This is a genomic window from Shinella kummerowiae (genome assembly GCF_009827055.1).
In the GTDB taxonomy this organism is placed as follows: domain Bacteria; phylum Pseudomonadota; class Alphaproteobacteria; order Rhizobiales; family Rhizobiaceae; genus Shinella; species Shinella kummerowiae.
Window position 1 is genome coordinate 247630 of the sequence record NZ_WUMK01000005.1, and the last position, 20911, is coordinate 268540.

17 protein-coding genes and 1 pseudogene are annotated in these 20911 nt (G+C 63.9%); 4 read left to right on the plus strand and 14 right to left on the minus strand.

The genetic code is table 11. The annotated features are described in order from the left end of the window. Window position 1 precedes the first annotated feature (1 nt). A complete protein-coding gene (locus GR138_RS14870; RefSeq protein ID WP_160860028.1) occupies window positions 2-745 on the minus strand; it encodes an acetoacetate decarboxylase in 744 nt (247 codons plus the stop codon). Between the two features lie 40 nt (window positions 746-785). Next, on the minus strand, window positions 786-1592 hold the full coding sequence (locus GR138_RS14875; protein WP_160860029.1) for a 3-hydroxybutyrate dehydrogenase: 807 nt from the start codon (window positions 1590-1592) through the stop codon (window positions 786-788). A gap of 271 nt (window positions 1593-1863) precedes the next feature. Here GR138_RS14875 and pstS point away from each other — a divergent pair, with 271 nt between their 5' ends. The 4 genes from pstS (at window position 1864) to GR138_RS14895 (ending at window position 7284) form a co-directional block, all read left to right on the plus strand. Next, entirely contained in the window at window positions 1864-2940 is a 1077-nt protein-coding gene (pstS, locus tag GR138_RS14880; protein WP_210253452.1) for a phosphate ABC transporter substrate-binding protein PstS, read from the plus strand. Between the two features lie 43 nt (window positions 2941-2983). Next, window positions 2984-4714, plus strand: coding sequence for a Na/Pi cotransporter family protein (locus tag GR138_RS14885; RefSeq protein ID WP_160860030.1), 1731 nt, complete (start codon window positions 2984-2986; stop codon window positions 4712-4714). Between the two features lie 120 nt (window positions 4715-4834). Continuing rightward, window positions 4835-6292: a CYTH and CHAD domain-containing protein gene (locus tag GR138_RS14890; RefSeq protein ID WP_160860031.1), complete on the plus strand. Its 1458-nt coding sequence runs from the start codon at window positions 4835-4837 to the stop codon at window positions 6290-6292. A 26-nt stretch (window positions 6293-6318) separates the two neighbouring features. Beyond that, complete coding sequence (locus GR138_RS14895; RefSeq protein ID WP_160860032.1) at window positions 6319-7284, plus strand: magnesium and cobalt transport protein CorA; 966 nt, start codon at window positions 6319-6321, stop codon at window positions 7282-7284. A 12-nt stretch (window positions 7285-7296) separates the two neighbouring features. On the opposite strand, the gene GR138_RS14900 is transcribed toward GR138_RS14895, so the two are convergent. The 12 genes and pseudogenes from GR138_RS14900 to GR138_RS14955 all read right to left on the minus strand — a co-directional run bounded on the left by GR138_RS14900 (window position 7297) and on the right by GR138_RS14955 (window position 20873). Beyond that, window positions 7297-8577, minus strand: a complete 1281-nt coding sequence (locus GR138_RS14900) for an ABC transporter permease (protein WP_160860033.1) — start codon at window positions 8575-8577, stop codon at window positions 7297-7299. Next, on the minus strand, window positions 8574-9260 hold the full coding sequence (locus GR138_RS14905; RefSeq protein ID WP_160860034.1) for an ABC transporter ATP-binding protein: 687 nt from the start codon (window positions 9258-9260) through the stop codon (window positions 8574-8576). Before GR138_RS14905 ends, GR138_RS14900 begins: the two co-directional genes overlap by 4 nt. A gap of 2 nt (window positions 9261-9262) precedes the next feature. Then, the gene (locus GR138_RS14910) at window positions 9263-9688 is read right to left on the minus strand and encodes a hypothetical protein (protein ID WP_160860270.1); all 426 of its coding nucleotides are present in this window, start codon (window positions 9686-9688) and stop codon (window positions 9263-9265) included. A 111-nt stretch (window positions 9689-9799) separates the two neighbouring features. Further along, window positions 9800-11554, minus strand: a complete 1755-nt coding sequence (locus tag GR138_RS14915) for an alkaline phosphatase (RefSeq protein ID WP_160860035.1) — start codon at window positions 11552-11554, stop codon at window positions 9800-9802. 87 nt (window positions 11555-11641) lie between these two features. Next, window positions 11642-13224 (minus strand): annotated as a pseudogene (locus GR138_RS14920) (Na+/H+ antiporter). A gap of 121 nt (window positions 13225-13345) precedes the next feature. After that, entirely contained in the window at window positions 13346-13981 is a 636-nt protein-coding gene (gene dhaL / locus GR138_RS14925; protein WP_160860036.1) for a dihydroxyacetone kinase subunit DhaL, read from the minus strand. Between the two features lie 28 nt (window positions 13982-14009). After that, window positions 14010-16127, minus strand: coding sequence for a bifunctional sugar-binding transcriptional regulator/dihydroxyacetone kinase subunit DhaK (locus GR138_RS14930; RefSeq protein ID WP_160860037.1), 2118 nt, complete (start codon window positions 16125-16127; stop codon window positions 14010-14012). A gap of 150 nt (window positions 16128-16277) precedes the next feature. Next, a complete protein-coding gene (gene dhaL / locus GR138_RS14935; RefSeq protein WP_160860038.1) occupies window positions 16278-16919 on the minus strand; it encodes a dihydroxyacetone kinase subunit DhaL in 642 nt (213 codons plus the stop codon). 15 nt (window positions 16920-16934) lie between these two features. Further along, on the minus strand, window positions 16935-17927 hold the full coding sequence (locus GR138_RS14940) for a dihydroxyacetone kinase subunit DhaK (protein ID WP_160860039.1): 993 nt from the start codon (window positions 17925-17927) through the stop codon (window positions 16935-16937). Between the two features lie 35 nt (window positions 17928-17962). Further along, a complete protein-coding gene (locus GR138_RS14945) occupies window positions 17963-18736 on the minus strand; it encodes an SDR family oxidoreductase (protein WP_160860040.1) in 774 nt (257 codons plus the stop codon). A gap of 63 nt (window positions 18737-18799) precedes the next feature. After that, window positions 18800-19786, minus strand: coding sequence for a substrate-binding domain-containing protein (locus tag GR138_RS14950; RefSeq protein WP_160860041.1), 987 nt, complete (start codon window positions 19784-19786; stop codon window positions 18800-18802). A gap of 82 nt (window positions 19787-19868) precedes the next feature. Continuing rightward, on the minus strand, window positions 19869-20873 hold the full coding sequence (locus GR138_RS14955) for an ABC transporter permease subunit (protein WP_160860042.1): 1005 nt from the start codon (window positions 20871-20873) through the stop codon (window positions 19869-19871). Window positions 20874-20911: the final 38 nt, after the last annotated feature.

Below are 20911 nucleotides of genomic sequence, written 5' to 3' on the forward strand. Positions count from 1 at the left end.
TTCAATCCGGTTCGCCCATATAGTCGTGCACCACTTCACCGAGCCCCAGCGTGAGGTCGGCGACAAAATGGGCAGCCGAGACGACCTCCAGCACCGGCAGGCGGGCGACGTCGGCGATGACATGGCGGAAGAGCTGGAGGTCGGCCGGCCCCGTCCAGGCGCCCTTCACGGTGATGTCCTCGAGATGATAGCGCACCAGTTCGCAGATGCGAGGCGTCGCATCGACATGCGGGATGATCTTGACGAGGAAATTCGGCTTGGCAAGCGAATGGGCAACTTCGGCGACGTCGAGTGGACGATGCTTGTAGCCCATGGTGGCGCTGGCGCACAGCACGGAGCCGTAATGCAGCGTACCGACGATCACCTCGCCTTCATGCACCAGCTTGGGAAACGCGAGCTTCTTGGGAAAGCCCCAGATTTCCCGTCCGCCGGCGATGGGCGCGTCGTCGTCGAGATACATGGCGTGCACATAAACGCCCTCTTCGCCCTCGAAGCGGACCGGAATGACCTGGCCGGATTCCGTGTAATCGCCGAAACCGGTGGAATCCGGCATCTTGATGAATTCGTATTTGACGATGGGATCGATGATCTCCAGCGGCTCCGGTACAACGGCACGCAGCGCATCGGGATCCGTACGGTAGCTGATGATGACATATTCGCGATCGATGAAGCGGTAGGGACCCGGCGGATAGGCGGGGTTCGTGAGCGGCATGGCGTAGGCGTTGCGGACGTCGGTGGCCTTCATGTCAGTCGTTCCTGCAGGAGAAAAAGAGGGCGGGCGGCGCTCAGTGCGCCGTCCAGCCGCCGTCGAGCGAAAGGATCGCACCGGTCATCGAGGCCGCCTCCTCGCTGGCGAGGTAGAGGGCGAGGCCGGCGACCTGATCGACCGTCACGAACTGTTTCGTCGGCTGTGCCTCGAGCAGCACGTCATGGATGACCTGCTCCTTGGTCAGCCCGCGGGCGGCCATCGTGTCGGGGATCTGCTTTTCGACGAGCGGCGTCCAGACATAGCCAGGGCAGATGGCATTGACGGTGACACCATCTGTTGCGGCTTCGAGCGCTACGGTTTTTGTCAGGCCGGCAATGCCGTGCTTGGCCGCCACATAGGCGGATTTGTAGGGCGAAGCGACGAGCGCATGGGCGGAGGCGATATTGATGATGCGGCCGAAACCGTGCTCTTTCATCGCCGGCAGCGCAGCCTTGATGGTGTGGAACGCGGCGACGAGATTGATCTGGATGATCGCCTGCCATTTGTCATCCGGAAACTCCTCGATCGGCGCGACATGCTGGATACCCGCATTGTTGACGAGGATGTCGCAGCGTCCAAAAGTGTCGAGCGCGAGCTTCACCATTTCGCCGATTTCGCTTCCGGACAGCATGTTGGCCGGCGAATAGAGGCAGCGCACGCCATAGTCCGCCTCGATGCCGGCGCGCTCCGTCTCGATTGCGGCCGCATCGCCCAGCCCGTTGATGACGATGTTCGCCCCCGCGGCGGCAAAGCGGCGGGCGATGGAAAGCCCGATGCCGCTGGTGGAACCGGTGACGATGGCAGTTCGGTTGCTGAGGGTTTTCGGCTGGGAGGCGTCGTTCATCGGGAATCTCCATCGGACGTGGCGCGGGGCGCGTCGCTGGTTTGGAGCACGCCGACATTTCACGCAGATGACAGTCGACCCGCAGCGATTGTGGCGAGGCCGCCAATATTGTCATGTGCCCGTCAAGCAAACTTAATAGTAAAGAATGGCTGAAAACGCAGTTTGCTAATTTATGTCTTATGGTCATGCGCATTTTCGCGCCTGGCAGTCTGTGATGACTGTCGGGACGGCCTTCCGTTGTCTGAAGGTGCGCATCGACGAGGGGAGATTCATGATGAATGCATTCCAACCCCTTGCCCGCAATATGTGGAGCAGGTTTGCGCTGCTGCTTGGCGCAATCATTTTTTCCGCCGCCAGCACCCAAGCCGAGCCCATTCGTGGGGCCGGATCGACCTTTGCCGCGCCGATCATCCAGCTCTGGTCGCGTGACTATGAGGCGATGCGCACGGATGGCGGCGACTTCACGTCGCCGGATTGGCGCGTCGACTACGAGCCGGTCGGCTCGCTCGCCGGCGTGATGCGCCTCGGCCAGATCGAAACGGATTTCGCCGCGACGGATGCTCCGCTGCCGGCCGAGGAACTGAAGACCCGCAACCTTCTCCAGTTCCCTATCGTCATGGGCGGCATCGTCGTCGTCGCCAATGTCGATGGCATAGGGGCCGGGGCGTTGCGCCTGTCGGGTCCTGTTATCGCCGATATCTATCTCGGCAAGGTCACCAAATGGTCCGACCCGTCCATCAAGGCGTTGAACCCTGACCTGGCCCTGCCGGACATGACGATCGAGGTTTTGCATCGCGAGGACGGATCAGGCTCGACCCTGGCCTTCACCGGTTTCCTCTCCGCCAGCAGCCCGGAATGGGCGCAAAAGCCGGGCGCCGGCACGCTGATCAAATGGCCGCTCGGCAAGGGTGAGAAGGGCACCGGCGGGCTCGCGAACCTCACGGCCAGGACGAAGAACAGCATTTCCTATCTCGAATATGGCCAGGTCGTGCGCCTCGGCCTGCCCTTTGTCTCGCTGCAAAATCGAGCAGGCACCTTCATCCGGCCGAGCCCGGAAGCCTTCCAGGCGGGGCTGGAGACGGCCACCTGGGACGGCACGACGGGGTCTTCTGCCAATGCCAACGAGGCTGCCGGTGAAACGGCCTATCCCATGACCGTCGTCACCTATGTTGTCGTGCCGAAGGACCGTGGAGAAGGGCGCATCAACCGCGTGCTCGATCTCTTCCGCCTCGCCTTCAGTCGTGGCGGCGATGAAGCGAGCGCGCTCGGCTACGTCCCCGTGTCGCCGGCGCTGGCCGGCAAGATCGAAGCGTACTGGACGGCGAATCTGGGCTTCGCGAACAACTAGGCGCCAGAACGCTGCATTTGCTCCAATAGAAACGAGTTTTCCCATGGAAATAGATATCTTCAAGGACATCCTCGTGCCGGTCATCGGCGGTCTGGGCATCTTCATGCTCGGCCTCGAATTCATGGCCAACGGCATCCAGGCCCTCTCCGTCAACAAGATGCGCGCGTTCCTCGCAAGGGCCGCCGGTACGCCAATCAAGGGCGTGCTCGCCGGCACCTTCATCACGGGCGTCATCCAGTCCTCGACGGCGATGACCGTCATGGTGGTCGGCCTCGTCAATGCCGGCGTCGTCGGCCTCCGGCCGGCGATCAGCGTCATCATGGGCGCCAATATCGGCACGACGCTCGGCAACGGCCTCATAGCCCTGCCGCTCGGGCCGCTCGGCCTCATCCTCGGCGGTATCTTCGCGCTGATCTATTGCTTCGCGAAAAGCGAGAAGGTGCGCAACATCGCGCTCGCCTGCATGGGCTTCGCGCTGATCTTCTATGGCCTCAACCTGATGACCGGTGGTCTGCGTCCGCTGCGCAACCTGCCGGAAGTCATGGAGCTGCTCCAGACGCTGAAGGCTGACTCCTACTTCAACCTGATCAAATGCGTGCTGATCGCCGCCGGCGTCACTGCGATGATCCATTCGTCGTCGGCCACTATCGGCATCGTCATGGGCCTCGGCGCTGCCGGCATCCTCGACTGGACGACCGCCGTCGCCTTCTCGCTCGGCGCCGATCTCGGCACGACCATCACCTCGTGGATGGCCTCGCTCAACCTTTCCAAGAATGCCAAGCGTGCCGCCTACGCCCATATCTCCTTCAACATCATCGGCGTGTGCATCACCGTGCCACTGTTCTTCGTCTCCATCGGCGTGCTGGAATGGGCGATGCAGTGGTTTGGCGGCGATCCGGCCGTGGCGGTGATGGTTGATGGCAAGGAGACCTTCCCGCTGGTGCCGGTTGCCGTCGGTCTCTACTCGACCTTCTTCAACATCTTCAACACGCTGCTGCTCTTCCCCTTCATCGGTGTGTTCGAGCGCGTTCTGTCGCGCGTCGGCCGCACGGATGCCGAGGACATCGAGGATTATTCGACCCCGCGGTTCCTCGACGGCAAGCTCTCCAATGATTTTGCCCGCGCCGTGCCGGCGATCCAGCAGGAAACCCAGCGTCACCTTCAGGCCGGCGCCATGTTCCTCGATATCGCCCGCGGCGACAAGAAAGCGCCTTCGGACCCTGGCGAACACTATCTCGCGACCGATATTCTCAGCCGCGATATCCGCAACTATACCGCCAACCTGATGAAGGAAGACCTGCCGTATGATCAGCTCGACCTCATCGCCAGTCTGATCGAGGAAGCCGACTTCACCGCGGCGCTGACGGAATCGATGCACCAGGTCGCTCGCCGCGTGAAACGCGAAAAGTTCGGCAGCCAGGCCCAGCCGATCGTCGATACCGCGCTCAACAAGCTCGATGCGTCGCTCCGCGCCATCCTGCCGACCTATGGTCTTGCCGATCCGCAGATGCCGGCCGGCCACGCCAACTACCCGGAAGTCGAGGAACTGCGTGCCCGCACGCTGTCGCTCGGCCCGAATGCGGGTGCCGCAGAACGCGGCACGATCCTCGCTCTGCTCGGCTCCATCGAGCGCGCGGAAATCCTCATTCGCCGCATCGACGCCGAGCGCAAGTCGGTCAACCGCCAGAGCGTGCTCTCCCGCGCGGCCAGCCGCAAGGAAAACCGCGAGCAGCGGATGGATGAGGGCGGGTTTAGCCCGGTTCCTGCCGAATAGGATTTGCGACGAGGCGTCGCGGTTTGCCGCCGCGGCGCCTCTTGTATTCTGTGGCTTCCGGGTTGATCTTGTCTAACGGTGCGGTAGCTCTGGCGTGTCGGTAAGTCTGGAGAACGGCGTTTGGGACAGGAAATCGAACTGAAGCTCGACCTTGCGCCGCAGGCAGCAGCGGACTTTCTCGCTTCGGACCTTGCCGCAGGCGAACCCTTCGTCCTTGAGCGGCGTGCCACCTATTTTGACACGCCGGACGCGGATTTGCGCGCTGCCGGCTTTTCACTCAGAATTCGAGACGACGTGCAGGGGCGCGTCCAGATCGTCAAGGCCGTCGGCGCCAGTGCGGCGAGCCTCTTTGCCCGCCCGAAATGGGAGCAGAATGTCGAGGGTGACAGGCCCGTGCTCGATGACACGACGCCGATCAAGGCCTTTCTCGGCCGGCGCATCGACGCATTGGGGCCGCTTTTCGAGGTGGCCACCGAGCGGCGGCGTTGGTCGGTGGCTTGGGAGGGGGCACGGATTGAGGTGGCGCTCGACCGCGGTGATATCGTCATTGGTGAGCGGCGCACGCCGATCTGCGAAATCGAACTGGAACTGGTGGAAGGCACGCCGGCCGCGCTGTTTTCCTATGCCCGCACGCTGGACAGGGTCGCGCCAGCGCGGCTCGGCGTGCTGAGCAAGGCGGAGCGTGGCTACCGGCTGCTTGGCGCCGCCGTCCGTGCCGTCAAGGCCGAGCCGGTCGCGCTGACGGCCGATATGAGTGTGCCCGGCGCCTTCCGTATCATCGCCGACGGCTGTCTCAGACAATTCCGCCTCAACGAGATGCTGCTGGAAGGTGGCGGCGAGGAGGCGTTGCACCAGGCGCGTGTCGCGCTGCGCCGGTTGCGTTCTGCGCTTTGGGTCTTCAAGACGGTACTGGAAGACGACGCTTTCGGGCGGATGAAGGACGAGCTGAAATGGCTCGCCGGCGCGCTCGGCGAGGTACGCGACCTCGACGTACTGATCCGCCGTTGCCAGGATGAGGCGTTGCGCAAGGTGCTTGCAGATGCGCGCGCGACGGCCTTTCGGGCCGCGACAGCCGACCTTGACTCGCCTCGCGCCCGCGCCTTGATGCTGGACTTTGCCGACTGGCTCGCCTGCGGCGCCTGGCACGGCCTTGTGTCGACGCGGGAAATCCGCGAGAAGCCGGTCAGCGATTTCGCGGCCGCTGCCCTCGACCGGCTGCGCCGCAAGGTCAAGAAGGGCGGCCGCGATCTCGTCGACCTCGACGACGACGCCCGTCACGAGGTGCGCAAGGACGCCAAGAAGCTGCGATACACGGCAGAGTTCTTTGGTTCGCTCTTCGATCGCAAGCGGCAGAAGCGCCGCTATGGCCGGTTCCTTGCCGCATTAGAACCCTTGCAGGATCAGCTCGGCGCGCTGAATGACGCTGCGGCGATGCCGGAGCTTCTGGCGCGGCTCGGCCTTGAGGACGACGCGCGAAAGGCCTTTCCTTCGCATGCCATCGCCAGTAGACGGGATGTGATCAAGGTCGCCGCAGACGCGCATGACGCCTTGGTCGATACGAAACGCTTCTGGCGCTAGATCGCCTGTCTCCCGCAAGGATCTCCATGACCGTCGTCGCTTCCTACCTCTACCGTGACGGACGACGGTTCCAGGAGATTCCGCTCGAATCCATCGCGATGCCGACGGAAAAGACGGATTTCATCTGGATCGGCCTGCACGAACCGACCGCCGAGGAGCTTGCCGTCCTGAAGGCGCGCTTCAACCTGCACGAACTCTCCGTTACGGATGCGGCGAACCCGTTGCAGACGCCAAAGCTGAGCGCCTATGACGACCAGATTTTCGTGCTTGCCCAGACCGCAAAGCTCGACGGCGACCGCATCACCTATGGCCGCACCGCGATCTTCGTCGGTGAGCGCTACATCATCACCGTCCGCCACGGTTCCGAGCGCGGCCACGGCGAGTTGCGCGGCCGGCTGGAGACCTCACCGCACACGATGCGGCACGGCACCGACTATATCCTGCACGCCATCCTCGATTTCATCGTCGATGGCTACCTGCCGATCGTGCGCACGATCGAGGATTCCGTGCTCGACATGGAACGCAAGATGCTCGTTTCCTTCCTCGACCGCGCGCAGATCAAACGTATCTTCCGGCTGCGGCGTGAGGTCATCCTCTTCCAGCGCGTGCTGGATGCCATGCTGGACCTCTGCGGCAAGCTCGTGCATCTCGACCTGCCATGCCTCGATGTGGAGGCAAAACCCTACTTCCGCGATGCGCTTCAGCATATGCATCGCATCGAGCAGATGGTGGGTGGCTTGCGCGATGTCATCACATCGGTCTTCGAGGCGAGTAACCTGCTCGAACAGCAGCGTCAGGGCGTGATCACCCGCCAGCTCGCTTCCTGGGCCGCGATCCTTGCGGTGCCGACGGCGATTGCCGGCATCTACGGCATGAATTTCGAGAACATGCCGGAACTGAAGACCGAACACGGCTATTTCGTCGTGCTCGCCGTCATCATCGTTCTCTGCGGCGTGCTCTACTGGCGCTTCAAGCGCGCCAAATGGCTGTAACGCAGCGGGCGCTCAGGCGCGAAGCGCCCGCGCCGGGCTGAGGCGCAGCGCCGAGAGTGCCGGTATGATCGATATCACCACGGCGAGAATGCCGAACCAGACCGCCAGCGAGATATCCTCGCGGGCGAACTCCACGGGCATGCGCACGGCCGTCGTCGCGGTGAGCGAGGCGGAGATCAGGTGCGCGGCGGCATAGCCGAGCAGGATGCCCAGCCCGAAGCCGGCGAGGAACAGCAGGAAAAGCTCGCCCGAGACGATGGCGACGACGGCGCGCGCCGGTGCACCGAAGGCCCTCAGCGCGCCGATCTGCTTCTGGCGCGTGCCGATATGCATGATGGTGACGAGCAGGATGGCGGCGATGACGATGACCTGCGTGCCGATGGCAATGGCCAGAAGCAGGCTGCGCGCATCGCCCAGTGTCGCGTAGAGGCGCGTCAGCACTTCCGCCGGGAAGACGGCGAGCGTCGTCTCGCCGCGATATTCCTGGCGCAGGCGATAGGCATCGGCAACCGTCTTCGGCTTGACGAGAACGGCGGGGAGGCCAGGCGTCTCGGCGCCGAAATGCTCGTCAATCGCGGCGGCAGGATCGATATGCGCCTCGTGCTCCCGTTCTTCGGTGTGCTCATGCTCGGCTGCAGCAACCGTCGCGAGCCCCCCGGCGGCGTGGTCGTGATCATGCGCGGCCTCACCTTCCATGCCATGCAGCTGCCAGACGGCGCGGATCGGCACGAGGATGGCGCGGTCCCAGGCGGTACCCGTTGGGGCCATGCGACCGCTCACCGTGTAGATGAGCTCGGTGTGCGTATGACCACCCTCGTCAGCGCCGCCATGCATCGGCTTGATGTCCGCGCCGACGGGTTTTCGCACGTCCGCGCCGATCACCGCCTCGCCGAGACGGGCGAACATCGCTCCCTCCGCAAGCGTCGGCGAGAGCGCGGAAACAAGCTTGCTCGTTGTGCCGACGACCGGATGGCCATCCGCGGAATCGCCGAAGCCGACCGGGGCGGCGAATTCGACGCGGGAATCCTCGGAGAGTTTTGCCAGCACGCTGCCGGACATCAGCGGCAGCGGCGAGGGTTGCAGGAAGACGGCCGATAGCGCGAGTTGTGTTTCGCTGCCGGCTGCTCCGATGACAAGGTCGAATTTTTCCGCCGCGCGGGCACTGCCAAGCCGGACGGCGCGCTCCTGCAACGTGACGGTGACGCTGAGCGCAACGGAAAGCGCAATCAGCACGATGACAGCAAGTGCGCCGCCCTTGAAGCGGCGAAGATCGGCAAGGATGAAGCGTATCATGCCGCAAGCACCTCGCTGCTGTCTTCGACGATGCGTCCGCCATCGAGGCCGACACGTCGGTCGAGCCGTTCCATGAGCGCCGGATCGTGGGTAACGACGATAAGCGTTGTCCCCTCATCGCGTGCGAGCCGGACGATCAGCTCGGCCACTTCGCTGCCAGTACGACGGTCGAGGCTGGCGGTTGGTTCGTCGGCAACGATCACGCCGGGTTTTGACAACAGGGCCCGCGCCACGGCCACGCGCTGCATCTCGCCTCGCGACAGCGTCTCGATGGCCTGGTCAGGGCGGGCAATGCCCGTTGTTTCGAGGAGATGCAGCGCGCGTTCGCACTCGGCCGGCTTGAGGCGCCGGGAAAGGCGGACCGGCAAGACGACGTTCTCGAAAGCCGAAAGGCCGGGAAACAGATGGAAGTCCTGCATGACGAGGCCGATATTGGCTGCGCGGAACGCATCGCGTTTGCCGGCGGCAAGGGCGGCTATATCGGTGCCGCCCCAGCATACGGAACCGCTTGTCACGGTATCGAGCCCGGTCATCGCGTTGATCAGCGTGCTCTTGCCGGAACCCGATGCGCCGGTGATCGCGAGGCGTCCGCCGGCGGGAAGGTGAAGCCGGTCGATGGACAGCACCGGCGTGTCGAGGCCGGGAAAGCGCATGGTGAGACCGGAAATAGCGAGAGCCAGCATCGTCAGGCCGTGTCGAACGCGGCTTCGCGCAGGCGCAACTGGCTGACGAAACCGGTATCCGGATCGGTCCATGAGCCGTATTCGAGTATGCCCTGTGCCTCGATCGGCGCATTGAACTGCACGAAGGTCTGCTTGCGGGCGAGATAGACGACGAGAATGTTGTCGGGCCAGTCCGCATCCGAGGAGCAGAAGGGGCAGAGCGACATCGGGATTTCGGTGAGCACGAAGAAATTCGCCTCCGCCTTCAGCGGCGGCGCCATGAAGCCTTTGATGGTGATTTCCTGGCCTGTCAGCCGCTTCACCTTGTCGGAAAATTCCAGCCCCAGCACGCCAAAGCTCTTGTAGAGCTCGCCGAAGCCGAGCGTCTCCGCAGCCAGCGCCGGTCGGGCAAGAGGCAGGATCGGCAGGGCCGCCAGTGCGCAGAGCATTCGCCGCCTGTCGAAAAACATACGGGAATCGTCCGTCATGGCCATGCTTCCTTCTTCATCGACGAGAATACGGACAGGCGGCGCGGGTCGCCTGTCCGCTATTGGGGTGGCTCAGTCCTTCGCTACGCCGAGCGCGAAGGCATCGGCCAGCACGCGGTAGACGTCGCTCTGCTCCATGTAGCCACGGAAGCCTTCTGAGCCAGGACCGACCGCCTGAAGCACCACGTCGTCGACGGCGTGAACGCCGGTGTCGCCATCCTTCGGGATGTTACCCTGCACAAAGACGGCGCCGGGCACGTCCTTGTATTCTTCGTTGGCAACATATTCCTTCGCCTCATTCTGCACGGCCGGAACGAACGGGCCGTCGAGCTTCGGACGGAAGGTTTCATAGTGGTCCGGGCCATTGTTGGCGGCCAGGAACAGACGACGGGAAACGTCGATGCGGTCCGGATAACCGTCTCCATTCGCATCTTCGTAGTTCGGGAAGCCGGCGTCGTCATAGGTGCCGACCTTGGCGCGCATCTCGTCGCCCGGCTTCTCGTCGTCGATGGTGCCGATGATGCCGACGCCATGGGTGTGGTCGCCGGTGACGACGATCAGCGTATCGGGGTTCTTGTCGGCAAACTCGCGCGCGACGGCAACGGCCTTGTCGAACTCGATCGTCTCGACGAGGGCACGATCCCAGTCGAGCGGGTGGCTCATCTTGTCGACCGATGCGGCTTCGACCATCAGGAAGAAACCGTCCGGGTTCTTCGAGAGCTTGTCGAGGGCGGCCTTGGTCATGTCGACGAGGCCCGGCTGGTTCGGGAATTTTTCGACGGTGCCCTTCTTGAGGAATTCACGGTCGAGCGTCACGTCCAGGTTGCCGGTGTGGAACAGACCGAGCAGCTTGTCCTGGTTCGAGCCGGCAGCCGCGGCAAGTTCCGTCTTGTCGATCGCCAGCGCATAGCCGGCGTTCTTGAATTCGGCGATGTAATCCTTGTCGTCCTTGCGCTTCGAGCCCGGTACGTCCTTGCCGAGGAAGTAGGCCGAACCGCCACCCAGAAGCACATCCGGCTTGACGTCGAGGATCATGCCGACGATGTCGGCCTTGTCGGCGCGCTTGCGGGTGTGGGCAACCAGGGCTGCCGGCGTGGCGTCCTGGAGTTCCGAGGTGGAAACGATGCCGATCGACTTCTTTGTCGTGCGGCGGAGCGCCTCGGCAATGGTTTCGACCTTCGGATCGTCCAGGCTTGCCGGCGTACGGTCGGCGTAGACGCCGAGCGCGTTGACGCGCGACTTGTGGCCGGTCATGTAGGCCGACATGGTGTTGGCGCTGTCGGTGGCGATCGAATGCGTCGAAGACGTGCCGATGAAGGCGACCGGCGGGATATCGTCCATTGCGAGGCGGCCGTTGGCCTTACCCTCTGTCATGCCCTTGGACATGATGCGCGCACCGGTGCGGTGGGCGACGGACAGGCCGTCGGCAATCAGGAAGATGATGTTCTTGGCTTTCGGCTCGGCAACGGTCGGGTAGACATCCCAGTTGACCGACTTGGCTTCGCTGCCGGCTGAGACTTCGACCTTGTAGGCGCCGGCCGCGGCGATCGTCAGGCCACGCAGGATGAGGGCGGAACCGAGGACTTTGTCTTCGTCGCCCTTTTCTTCGGCGACAAATTCAGCCTTCTTGCCGAAAACGGCTTCGTAGTCCTGGCCGTTGACGGTGACCTTCACGTCTTCCGGCTTCACGACGGTGTCGAACTCGACCTTGAAATCGAACGGCGAGCCGACGAGGATCGTCGCGCGATCCAGCGGATAAACGGTTGCAGCATTTGCGGCGCCGGCGAGCATCGTTGCCGATGCCAGAGCGAGGATGAGTTTACGCATGGGGGTGCCTCTCTTGAGCGGTGCGTTACCCCCTTGCGATAGAAACTCAGCATGACAGGCGTATTACAGCCAGTGTCACAGGCGGCTTCACCCTTTGGCAGAAATCGCGCTCAGCTCCTCGAGGTCGAGGTCCCGTTCCAGCTCGTGTAGCGTCTCGTCGTCGATCTCACCGGCGCGGTGAAGCCGGATGAGTTCACGCCGTCCCGTCGCGACCGCCTCGAGAACGAGGTCGAAATGGGCGTGGAGCAGGGGCGTATAGTGCTGGGTGCGTTCGGCATAATCGACGATCGACACGGCTCTTCGTTGATATTTGTCCAGCAATTGCGGATGGATGAGTTTGCCTTCGCTATCGTAAGCCCGGTTTTGCACGTCACGAATTGCGCCTGGGCCATGGCGGCCTCGGCCTGGCTCATGGTGAGCCGGGCCTTGTCCGATTCCGGTTCGCTCAACCGCGCCCAGGCGATCACGCGTCCCAGCGTCGTGCCTTGCAGCAGCACGGTGCCGAGAATGATGGCGAACGACGTCACCAGGATGAAGTCGCGGCCGGGGAAGCTTTCCGGCACGCTCAGCGCCAGCGCGAGCGTGACCACGCCGCGAACACCGGCCCAGCTGAGCACGGTCGCTCCGCCGGCGCCGATTGGCGTGTATCGCTTGATCCCCAGCATATTGCAGAGCCGGATTGCGAGGTCGGAGCCGAACACCCAGGCGAAGCGGGCGACGGTGAGGGCCAGCAGGATCACGAGGATCGGCCATCCGAGATCGGCGATTACCACGCTGAAGCCGCCGCCGCGTTCGACGACGCCCCGCAGCGACAGGCCGATCAGGATGAAGACCGCCGCCTCCATGAGGAAGACGAGCACGGTCCAGAAGGAGGTGCCACGCATGCGCGTTGCGGCCGAAAAAGCGGTGTGCTGGTGCCAGCCGGCGATCAGGCCAGTGGTCACGGTGGCAATGACGCCCGACACGTGGATGAACTCGCCGAGCAGGTAGGACACCCAGGACAGCAGCGCCGTGGCGGCGATGATCAGATACTCGTCGCCAAGACGGCGCACCAGCAGAACCCATGCCATGCCGATGGCGATGCCGACGAGCGCGCCGCCGACCGCCAGCACAAAAAAGCTGCCCATAGCATCGACGGTGCTGAAGACGCCGGTGACGCCGGCGGCGATGGCGAAGCGGAAGAGGACCAGGCCGCTTGCATCATTGAACAGGCTTTCCCCTTCGAGCAGGATCTGCAAGCGCCGTGGCAGCTTCACCCGTTGCAGCACGGCGCGGGCGGAGACCGCATCGGGCGGCGAGACGATCGCCCCCAACGCCGCGCAGGCCGCCCAAGGAAGCGATGGGAACAGCAGATGCGTGACAACAGCCACGACGGCGCAGGTGAAGAACACCGCGCCAATGGCAAGCGAGGCGATGCCGATCATATGGCGGCGCAAGGGACCAAGCGCGATGAACCAGGCTCCATCCATGAGCAATGGCGGCAGGAAAATGACGAGCACCAGCGCCGGGTCGACTTCGATCGTGGGCAGGCCAGGCACGAAGGCCAGCAACGCGCCGCCCGCAAGCAGCGCCACCGATGGCGGCAGCCCGAGCCGGTGGGCCGCGTAATGCAGCGCGATGATCGCCACGAACATGCCGATCACCAGCTCGAACAAATGTGTTGGATCCATAGGGGCTGTATCCTGAAATGGCTTTATTACGACGCGCTTCATTACAAGGCGCGTTTTGCCAAAACGCAATCGCTCAAGGGATAACGACCGGATCGGCCCCCCGAAAAGTTTCTATCCGGTCCTACATCGTCTCTGCCATTGCCCGGACCAGAGCCGTTGCGGAGACGGCGCCGGGATCGAGGTGGCCGAGGGAGCGTTCCCGCAGGCGGGCGGCGCGGCCCTTGGCGGCAACCATCGTGGCAGTCGCCGCCGCACCGTTGTCGGCTGCGGCCGTAACCGCGCTCCAGAATTCCTGTTTCGAACGGCCTTCGGCAACCGCTGTGGTGGCGGCCTCCGCGGCGGGCAGCCAAACGTCCAGCATCGTCTTGTCGCCGCGCTGCGCCTTGCCGCGGTCGCGAATGCCCTCCGAAATCGCGACCAGCATGTCCCGATTGGCGGCGAGGTCGAGTTCGGAACGCGTGGCAAGTGCCTGGGCGGCGCGGCGAAAGCCCGTCGAATAGAGTGGACCCGTCGATGCGCCGACAGCGTCAAGGAAGCCGGCCGCTGCCGTCGACATCACCTCTGAAAGGGTTGCCGTGTCGAGATCCAGCTTTGCAAGCGCCGCATTCACCGCCTTGAAGCCGATCGACATGGTGATGCCGTGATCTCCATCGCCGATCGCGCCGTCGAGTTCAGACAGGCGGTCCTTTTCCGTCTCGATCACCTGGGACATCCTCTCGAACATCCTGGCGAGAGCCTGTGCCGCATTTTCCGACATTTCTTCCTCCCCTTGGGCGCACGCGGCCTCAGTTCCGAGCCGCCTCGTCCGGTTCCGGCGCGTTGATGGTCAGGATCGCCGACTGGCATGGATGGTGCAGCAGGTCGGTCAGTTGGCGGTCGAGATGCAGGATGGAGATGGAGGCGCCCGCCATATCCAGCGACGTGCAGTAGTGCCCCACCCAATTGGCCTCGATCGTGATGTTCTTGGCGGCAAGCCGCTGCTCCACCCGCCGAAACAGGATGTAGAGCTCCATTAACGGCGTCGCGCCGAAGGAATTGACCAGCACCGCCACGCGGTCGCCGGCCTCGGCCTTCATCTCCTTGAAGATGTTGTCCATGATCGTGTCGACGATCTCGTCGGCGGTGCGGACGCGCTCGCGCGACACACCGGGCTCGCCGTGGATACCCATGCCGAGTTCCATGTCGTCAGGGCCGATCTCGAAATTATGCCGCCGCGTCTGCGGCATAGAGCAGGATTCGAGCGCGACGCCGACCGTGAAGGTGCGATCGTTGGCTTTGCGGGTGATCGCCTCGCATTCATCGAGCGTCAGGCCGCGATCGCAGGCGGCGCCCGCCACCTTGAAGACGAAGAAGTTGCCCGCGACGCCGCGCCGGCCTTCCTTGTCCTCGACAGGCGACGACATGACGTCATCCGTCGTCAGGATCGTGCGAATCGGAATGCCCTGTTCCTCGACCAGTTCGGCCGCCATCTCGAAGTTCATGACATCGCCGGCATAGTTACCATAAACGAAGAGCACGCCGGCACCCCCCGAAGCGGCAACGGCGCATTTGGCGATCGGATCGGGCGGGGGCGAGGAAAAGATGTTGCCGACGGCGACCGCGTCGGCAAGCCCCTTGCCGACATAACCGACGAAGCAGGGCTCGTGTCCCGTGCCGCCGCCGATGACGAGGCCGACCTTGCCGGGGCGGGGGCCGTTTCGGGCGACGAGCGCGCGGCGCGAGCCGGGCACAGGCTGGAGGTAGGGCTTGTGCGCGGCAATCAGGCCGTCGAGCATTTCCTCGACCACGTCGTTGGGATTGTTGAGGAATTTCTTGACATGTGTGCGGTAGGCATTGGCGACAGGCGCGCTTTTCTGCCGTTGCGAAAGCTTGCCATCGAGGCTTGTCACACCATCGGCACGCAAGATGCCGGCGCCGGTCGCCGCATCCGTCACCAGGACATTGACATAGCCGCCGCGCAAGGCCGCCAGCAGTGCGGGGACCTTGTCGAAGCCGCCAGCGACGGCGACGCGCGTGCCGATGCCGCGCAGCATCTCCAGCGACATGCCGATCGTGCGGTCGTCGAGCGGACCGTCGACCGGGCGGCCGCGCTCGTCGATGAAGCGCCCGGCGAGCACGCCGGCCGCGCCCTTGGCGAGATAGTGCTGCAAGGGCACGGATTCGAAGAAACCGCTGGTGTGGATCGTCGAGTTGGGCCGGAGTGACGATATGCCGAAGACAATGCGGTTGGCCCGTGCGAGCGTGTCGAACTGCTCGCGGATGAGTGGTTCGGCAAGCAGCATGCGCTGCATTTCGGCGGAAGCGACGACGGCGGGTGCGGTGATGTTGACGCAGCGTGCCGAGATCGCGCGTGCGACGGCGGCGGTGGTCAGTTCCGGCGTATAGGTGAAGTTGGCCGTTGTACCGCCCGTTGCCTGCACGACCGTCACGTCCTGCAGCGGCCCCGTTTCCAGATGCTCGCCAACGGAGAGGACCGTGCGGCCCCAGGCGACGGCGAGTGTGTCGCCGGATTTGACCAGCTTGGCGAGCGCCTGCGCCCCCGCCGCACCCAGCCGGCCGATCAGCGGGCGGGTGTTGTCGTCATTGGGCACGACCAGGCAATCCGACAGGCCGAAATGGCGCTTCAGCTCCTGCGCGATGGTGAGTGAGGCAAGCCGCGCAGGTTCGATGGAGATGTTGACGATGCCCTTCTCGCGGGCATCGGCGAGATAGCTGTTGACGGTCGCGCGTGAGACACCCATCGCCTCGGCGATCTCGCCCTGCGTCATGCCGTCTTCGTAATAGAGCCAGCAGGCCCAGACATAGGGATCGTCGCCATAGCGCAGCGGTATCGAATCCACGCCTTCCGGCCCGTTCACCCGGCCGATGCCGCCCTTGCGCGGCGAGGAAGTCTTGATTGCCATCAGTTTCGCCGGTCCCCTTCTGGCGGCGAAGATGAAAGCAATGCCGCCGGTTTGCAACCTGCCTTCATCAAAAAAGCGGTGCGCGGCCCGTCACGATGGACAGGGCCGCGCGTCCGGGGAGGAACCTGTAAATTCCGGGTGTCACGACGATCAGGTCAGCCGCGCGCGCGCGCCGTCGGACAATTCCTTGAGAATGATGGCGCAGGAGGTTGCCCCCGCATCCAGCACGCCGAGCGACCGTTCGCCGAGACGGCTGGCGCGGCCGATTTTTGCCACCAGATTGATCGTCGAATCGCGGCCAGCTTCGGCAGCGGCAACGAGCGCTTCCAGCGCATCGCTGAACGATTTGCCCTCGGCCGCGGCCTTGTCGAACGCCTTGATAGCCGGAACGAGCGTGTCGATCAGCGTCTTGTCGCCGACCTTGGCCGAGCCGATCGACTGGATACCGGCAAGACCGGCATGCAGCATCTTGCTGTAGGTCGCGGCATCGATCGCCTCGACACCCTCGATCGTCTCGGCGAATTCGGTGAACATCACGCCGTAGAGCGGACCCATCGAGCCGCCGATCTCCGTCATCAGCACGGTGCCGAGCGTATCGAGGGATTCGGCGAGCGGGGCGTCCTTGCCCTTCAGTCGCTCCGCCGCCATGCCAAAGCCCTTGGCCATGTTCACGCCGTGGTCGCCGTCGCCGATCTTGCCGTCGATTTCGCTGAGATAGGCGCGGTTCTCGACGATCCGCTCCGCCATCGACAGAACGATGGCGCCGGAGGATGCATTGTCGAAAGTCTGCATGGGGTCGTCCTCCGGTTACAGGATGATCGTGCACCGCGTCTCGACGTCGAGCAGCGGCTTGAGGTCTTCGTCGAGCGCCATGACGGTCAGCGTCGCGCCAACCATTTCCAGCGAGGTGAAGTAGTTGCCGATCCACGTCTTGACGATCTTCAGGCCGCGGGCCGAAATCTCGCTCTCGATCGTGTCGTTGAGGATGTAGAGTTCGTTGAGCGGCGTGGCGCCGAGGCCCGAGACGAGCACGGCGACTTCGGCGCCTTCCGGCAGGTTGTGATCGTCGAGCACGATCTTCACCATGTCCTTTGCGACCTCGTCGGCCGTCTTCAGCTTTTCGACGCGCACACCCGGTTCACCGTGATGGCCGATGCCGACCTCCATCGTGCCGGGCTCGATCTGGAAGTTCGGATGGCCGACGGCTGGCAGCGTGCAGGGGCCGAGGCCGACGCCGATCGAGCGGCAATTGTCGATCGCCTTCTGGGCGGTGGCGCGCACCTCTTCGAGGCTGGCGCCGGTCGCGGCCTTGGCGCCGCCCATTTTCCACATGAAGATTTCACCGGCAACGCCACGGCGTTTCTCGCGCTCTTCGGGCGGGGCAGAGCAGACGTCGTCGTTGGCAACGACGGTTACGACCTCGATGCCCTCCTTGGCGGCGAGCTTCATAGCCATCTTCACGTTCATATTATCGCCGGCATAGTTGCCGTAGAGCACCACGACGCCCTTGCCGCCATTGGCTTCGCGGATCGCATCGTAAAAGCTCTTGGCGGTGGGCGAGGAGAAGAGTTCGCCGACGGCAACGGCGTCGAGCATGTTCTTGCCGGTATAGCCGATGAAGGCCGGCTCATGGCCGGAGCCGCCACCCGTCACCACGCCGACCTTGCCGGCAAAGGGGGCATCCTTGGCGACGATGACACGCGGGTTTTCCGCAAGACGCACGATGTCCGAATGCGCCTTCACGAACCCCTTGACGGTATCCTCGACCACCAGATTCGGATCGTTGATGAAACGCTGCATGGTAACTCCTCAAAACTGCGCGAGCCGGGGCGGGCTCAAAGAATGGTGTAACCGCCGTCGATCACGAGATCGGCGCCGTTGATCATGTCGGCACCCGGCGAGGCCAGGAACACCGCCGCGGCGGCGATCTCTTCCGGGAAGGCGAAACGGCCGGTCGGAATGCGCTTCTTGGCGTTTTCGCCCTTTTCGCCGGCCCAGGCCGCCTTGCCGAGTTCCGTCAGCACGATGGTGGGGGAAATGGTGTTGACCGTGATACCGTGTTTGCCCCATTCGGCGGCAAAGGTCTTGGACATGCCGATGACGCCGAACTTGGAGGCGCAATAGGCGACATGCTCTTCGATCGCCACGGAACCGGCCTGCGAGGCGAGGTTGACGATCTTGCCGCCCTTGCCGGCGGCAATCATCTTGCGGCCGACAGCCTGCGTGATGAGGAAGCTGCCCTTCAGGTTGATGTCGATCGTCCTGTCCCACTGGGTCAGCGTCAGGTCTTCCGCCGGTGCAAGCGCGACGATACCGGCGCTGTTGACCGCGATGTCGATGCCGCCGAAGGCCGCGACCACGTCATCGACCGCTTTCTGCACGGACGCGGCATCCGCCACGTCGCAAACGAAAGGCCTTGCCGCGTCACCGAGTTCATCCGCCTTCGTCTTGGCGATATCGGCATTGATGTCGAGCACGGCGATCTTCGCGCCCTTCGACGCAAAGGCAGCGGCGATCGCTGCGCCGATACCGGACGCGCCGCCGGTGACGAGCGCGACCTTGCCGTCGAGCGGGAAGTTGAGGTCGATATGCGGAGGGGTGTCGGTCATCGGTCTGGCTTTCAGAGTTCGGGGGAAGCGGGGCGGCGGCATCGCCGCCCCGCATGTCATTCGTTATTTGCGCAGTTCCAGGAGCTTATCGACATTCTCGGTGGTGACCGGCGTCCACGGAACATTGTATTCCTTGTCCTTGCCGTCGTTGAACGCCATGTCGGGATACTGCGCCCAGATGTCCGACTGCGGCTTGTAGTCACCCTTTTTAGCATGGAGGATGGCGAGGTCGAGGGCGCCCTGCGCCTGGGCACGGGCGTCCTGCAGGATCGAGGTCATCGTGCCCTCCTTGACGGCGCTGAGCGCATCCGTGATGCCGTCGATACCCGCGATGGCGAAGTCCTCAGGCTTGAGACCGGCGGCCTTGATTGCTTCGATCGCGCCGAGCGCCATCTCGTCGTTCTGGCCGATGACGCCGTTGATCTGGCCGGAGTGCGAGGTCAGCCAGTTTTCCATCAGCGTCTGGGCTTCGGCACGCGACCAGTTGGCCGTCTGTTGCTCGAGAACCTTCACGTCCGGGCACTCGGCGAGCGCCTTCTTGTTGCCTTCAAGGCGGGAGATCTGCGCCGACTGGCCGATCGGGCCTTCGATGATGACGACATTGCCCTTGCAGCCGATCTTGTCGAGCACGGTCTTGGCTTCCATGTAGCCGGAGATCGTGTCGTCGGAGCCGACATAGGCGGCGAGCAGGTCGGAGTTCACGCGGGTGTTGGAGCCGACGACCGGAATGCCGGCGTCGTTGGCGGCCTGAACAGCGGTGGCGCCGGCTTCGATGTCGATCGGCACGAAGATGATCGCGTTGAACTTCTGTGTGATCATCGTGTTGAACTGTTCCTGCTGGACCAGCGCGTCGTAGCGACCGTCGAAGACCGTCAGTTCGACTTCGCCGCTTTTTACGGCCGGATGTTCTTCGAGGGCGGCAGACCAGATCTGCATGAACTCCGCATTCAGGCCATAGGGTGCTGCGCCGATCTTCAGCTTTTCCTGCGCCATGGCGGACGAGGCGAGCAACACCGTCGCAGAGGCAAGGGCGATCATCAGTTTCTTCATGACATTCTCCTCCTTTGAGAATTCCGGCCGCCTTTTGGCAGGCCGTTTCGACGACGGGCGCGGGGCGCCCGTATTTCCGGGCTCAAGCGCCCTGATTGCGTTTCTGGTCGAGCATCACGGCGCCGACGATGAGCGCGCCCTTGAGGACCTGCTGGTAGTAGGACTGGATGCCCATCAGATCGAGGCCGTTGTTCATGACGCCGATGATGAGGGCGCCGATGAGTGTGCCGGTCACCCGGCCGACGCCGCCCGACAGGCTGGTGCCGCCGATGACGACCGCCGCGATGGCATCGAGTTCGTAGGCGATACCGGCCTGCGGCAAGGCGGAGCCCGTGCGCGCCGAGAGGATCATGCCGGCCAGGCCGGAGAGAGCACCCGAGATCACATAGACGAGGAAGCGGATGCGCGTGACGTTGAGGCCGGAGGTCTTGGCGGCATGCGGGTTGCCGCCGACGGCGTAGATGTAGCGGCCGAAGCGCGTGCGCGTCAGCACCCACCAGGAGACGAGGAAGACGACGGCGAGCAGGATGACCGGCATCGGAATGCCGAGGATGTTGCCTGTGCCGATCCAGCGGAATTCCGCGCTCAGCGCCGGAACGGGCCGTCCGCCGCCATAGATGAGTGTTGCGCCGCGCGCTGCCGACAACATGCCGAGCGTCGCGACGAAGGCGGGCACCGAGAAGCGCGAGACGATGAAGCCGACCAGGGCACCGCAGCAGACGCCGACGAGGATGCCGACCGCGAGCGCCACGACCATCGGGTAGGGCGCGCCGGCAATACCGGCGGTGGCCGAACTGGTGACGAAGCTGGCGCTGACCATGCCGGCAAGCGCCACGACCGAGCCGACCGACAGGTCGATGCCGCGGGTCAGGATGACGAAGGTCATGCCGATCGCGAGAACGCCGTTGATCGACGTCTGCAGCAGCACGTTGGAAATGTTGCCCGGCGTCAGGAAAAACTCGTTCGACAGGGCAAGAACACCGACCAGCAGCAGGAAGGCGAGAAAGATGCCGTATTCCTGCAGGATCAGCCGGCGGCGATCGGCGTTCAGCCAGGTGCTGGAGGTCTTGTTCTCTAAGCTGGACACGGTGTCACCTCTTGCCATGCGGGTTGGATGCTTGCGAC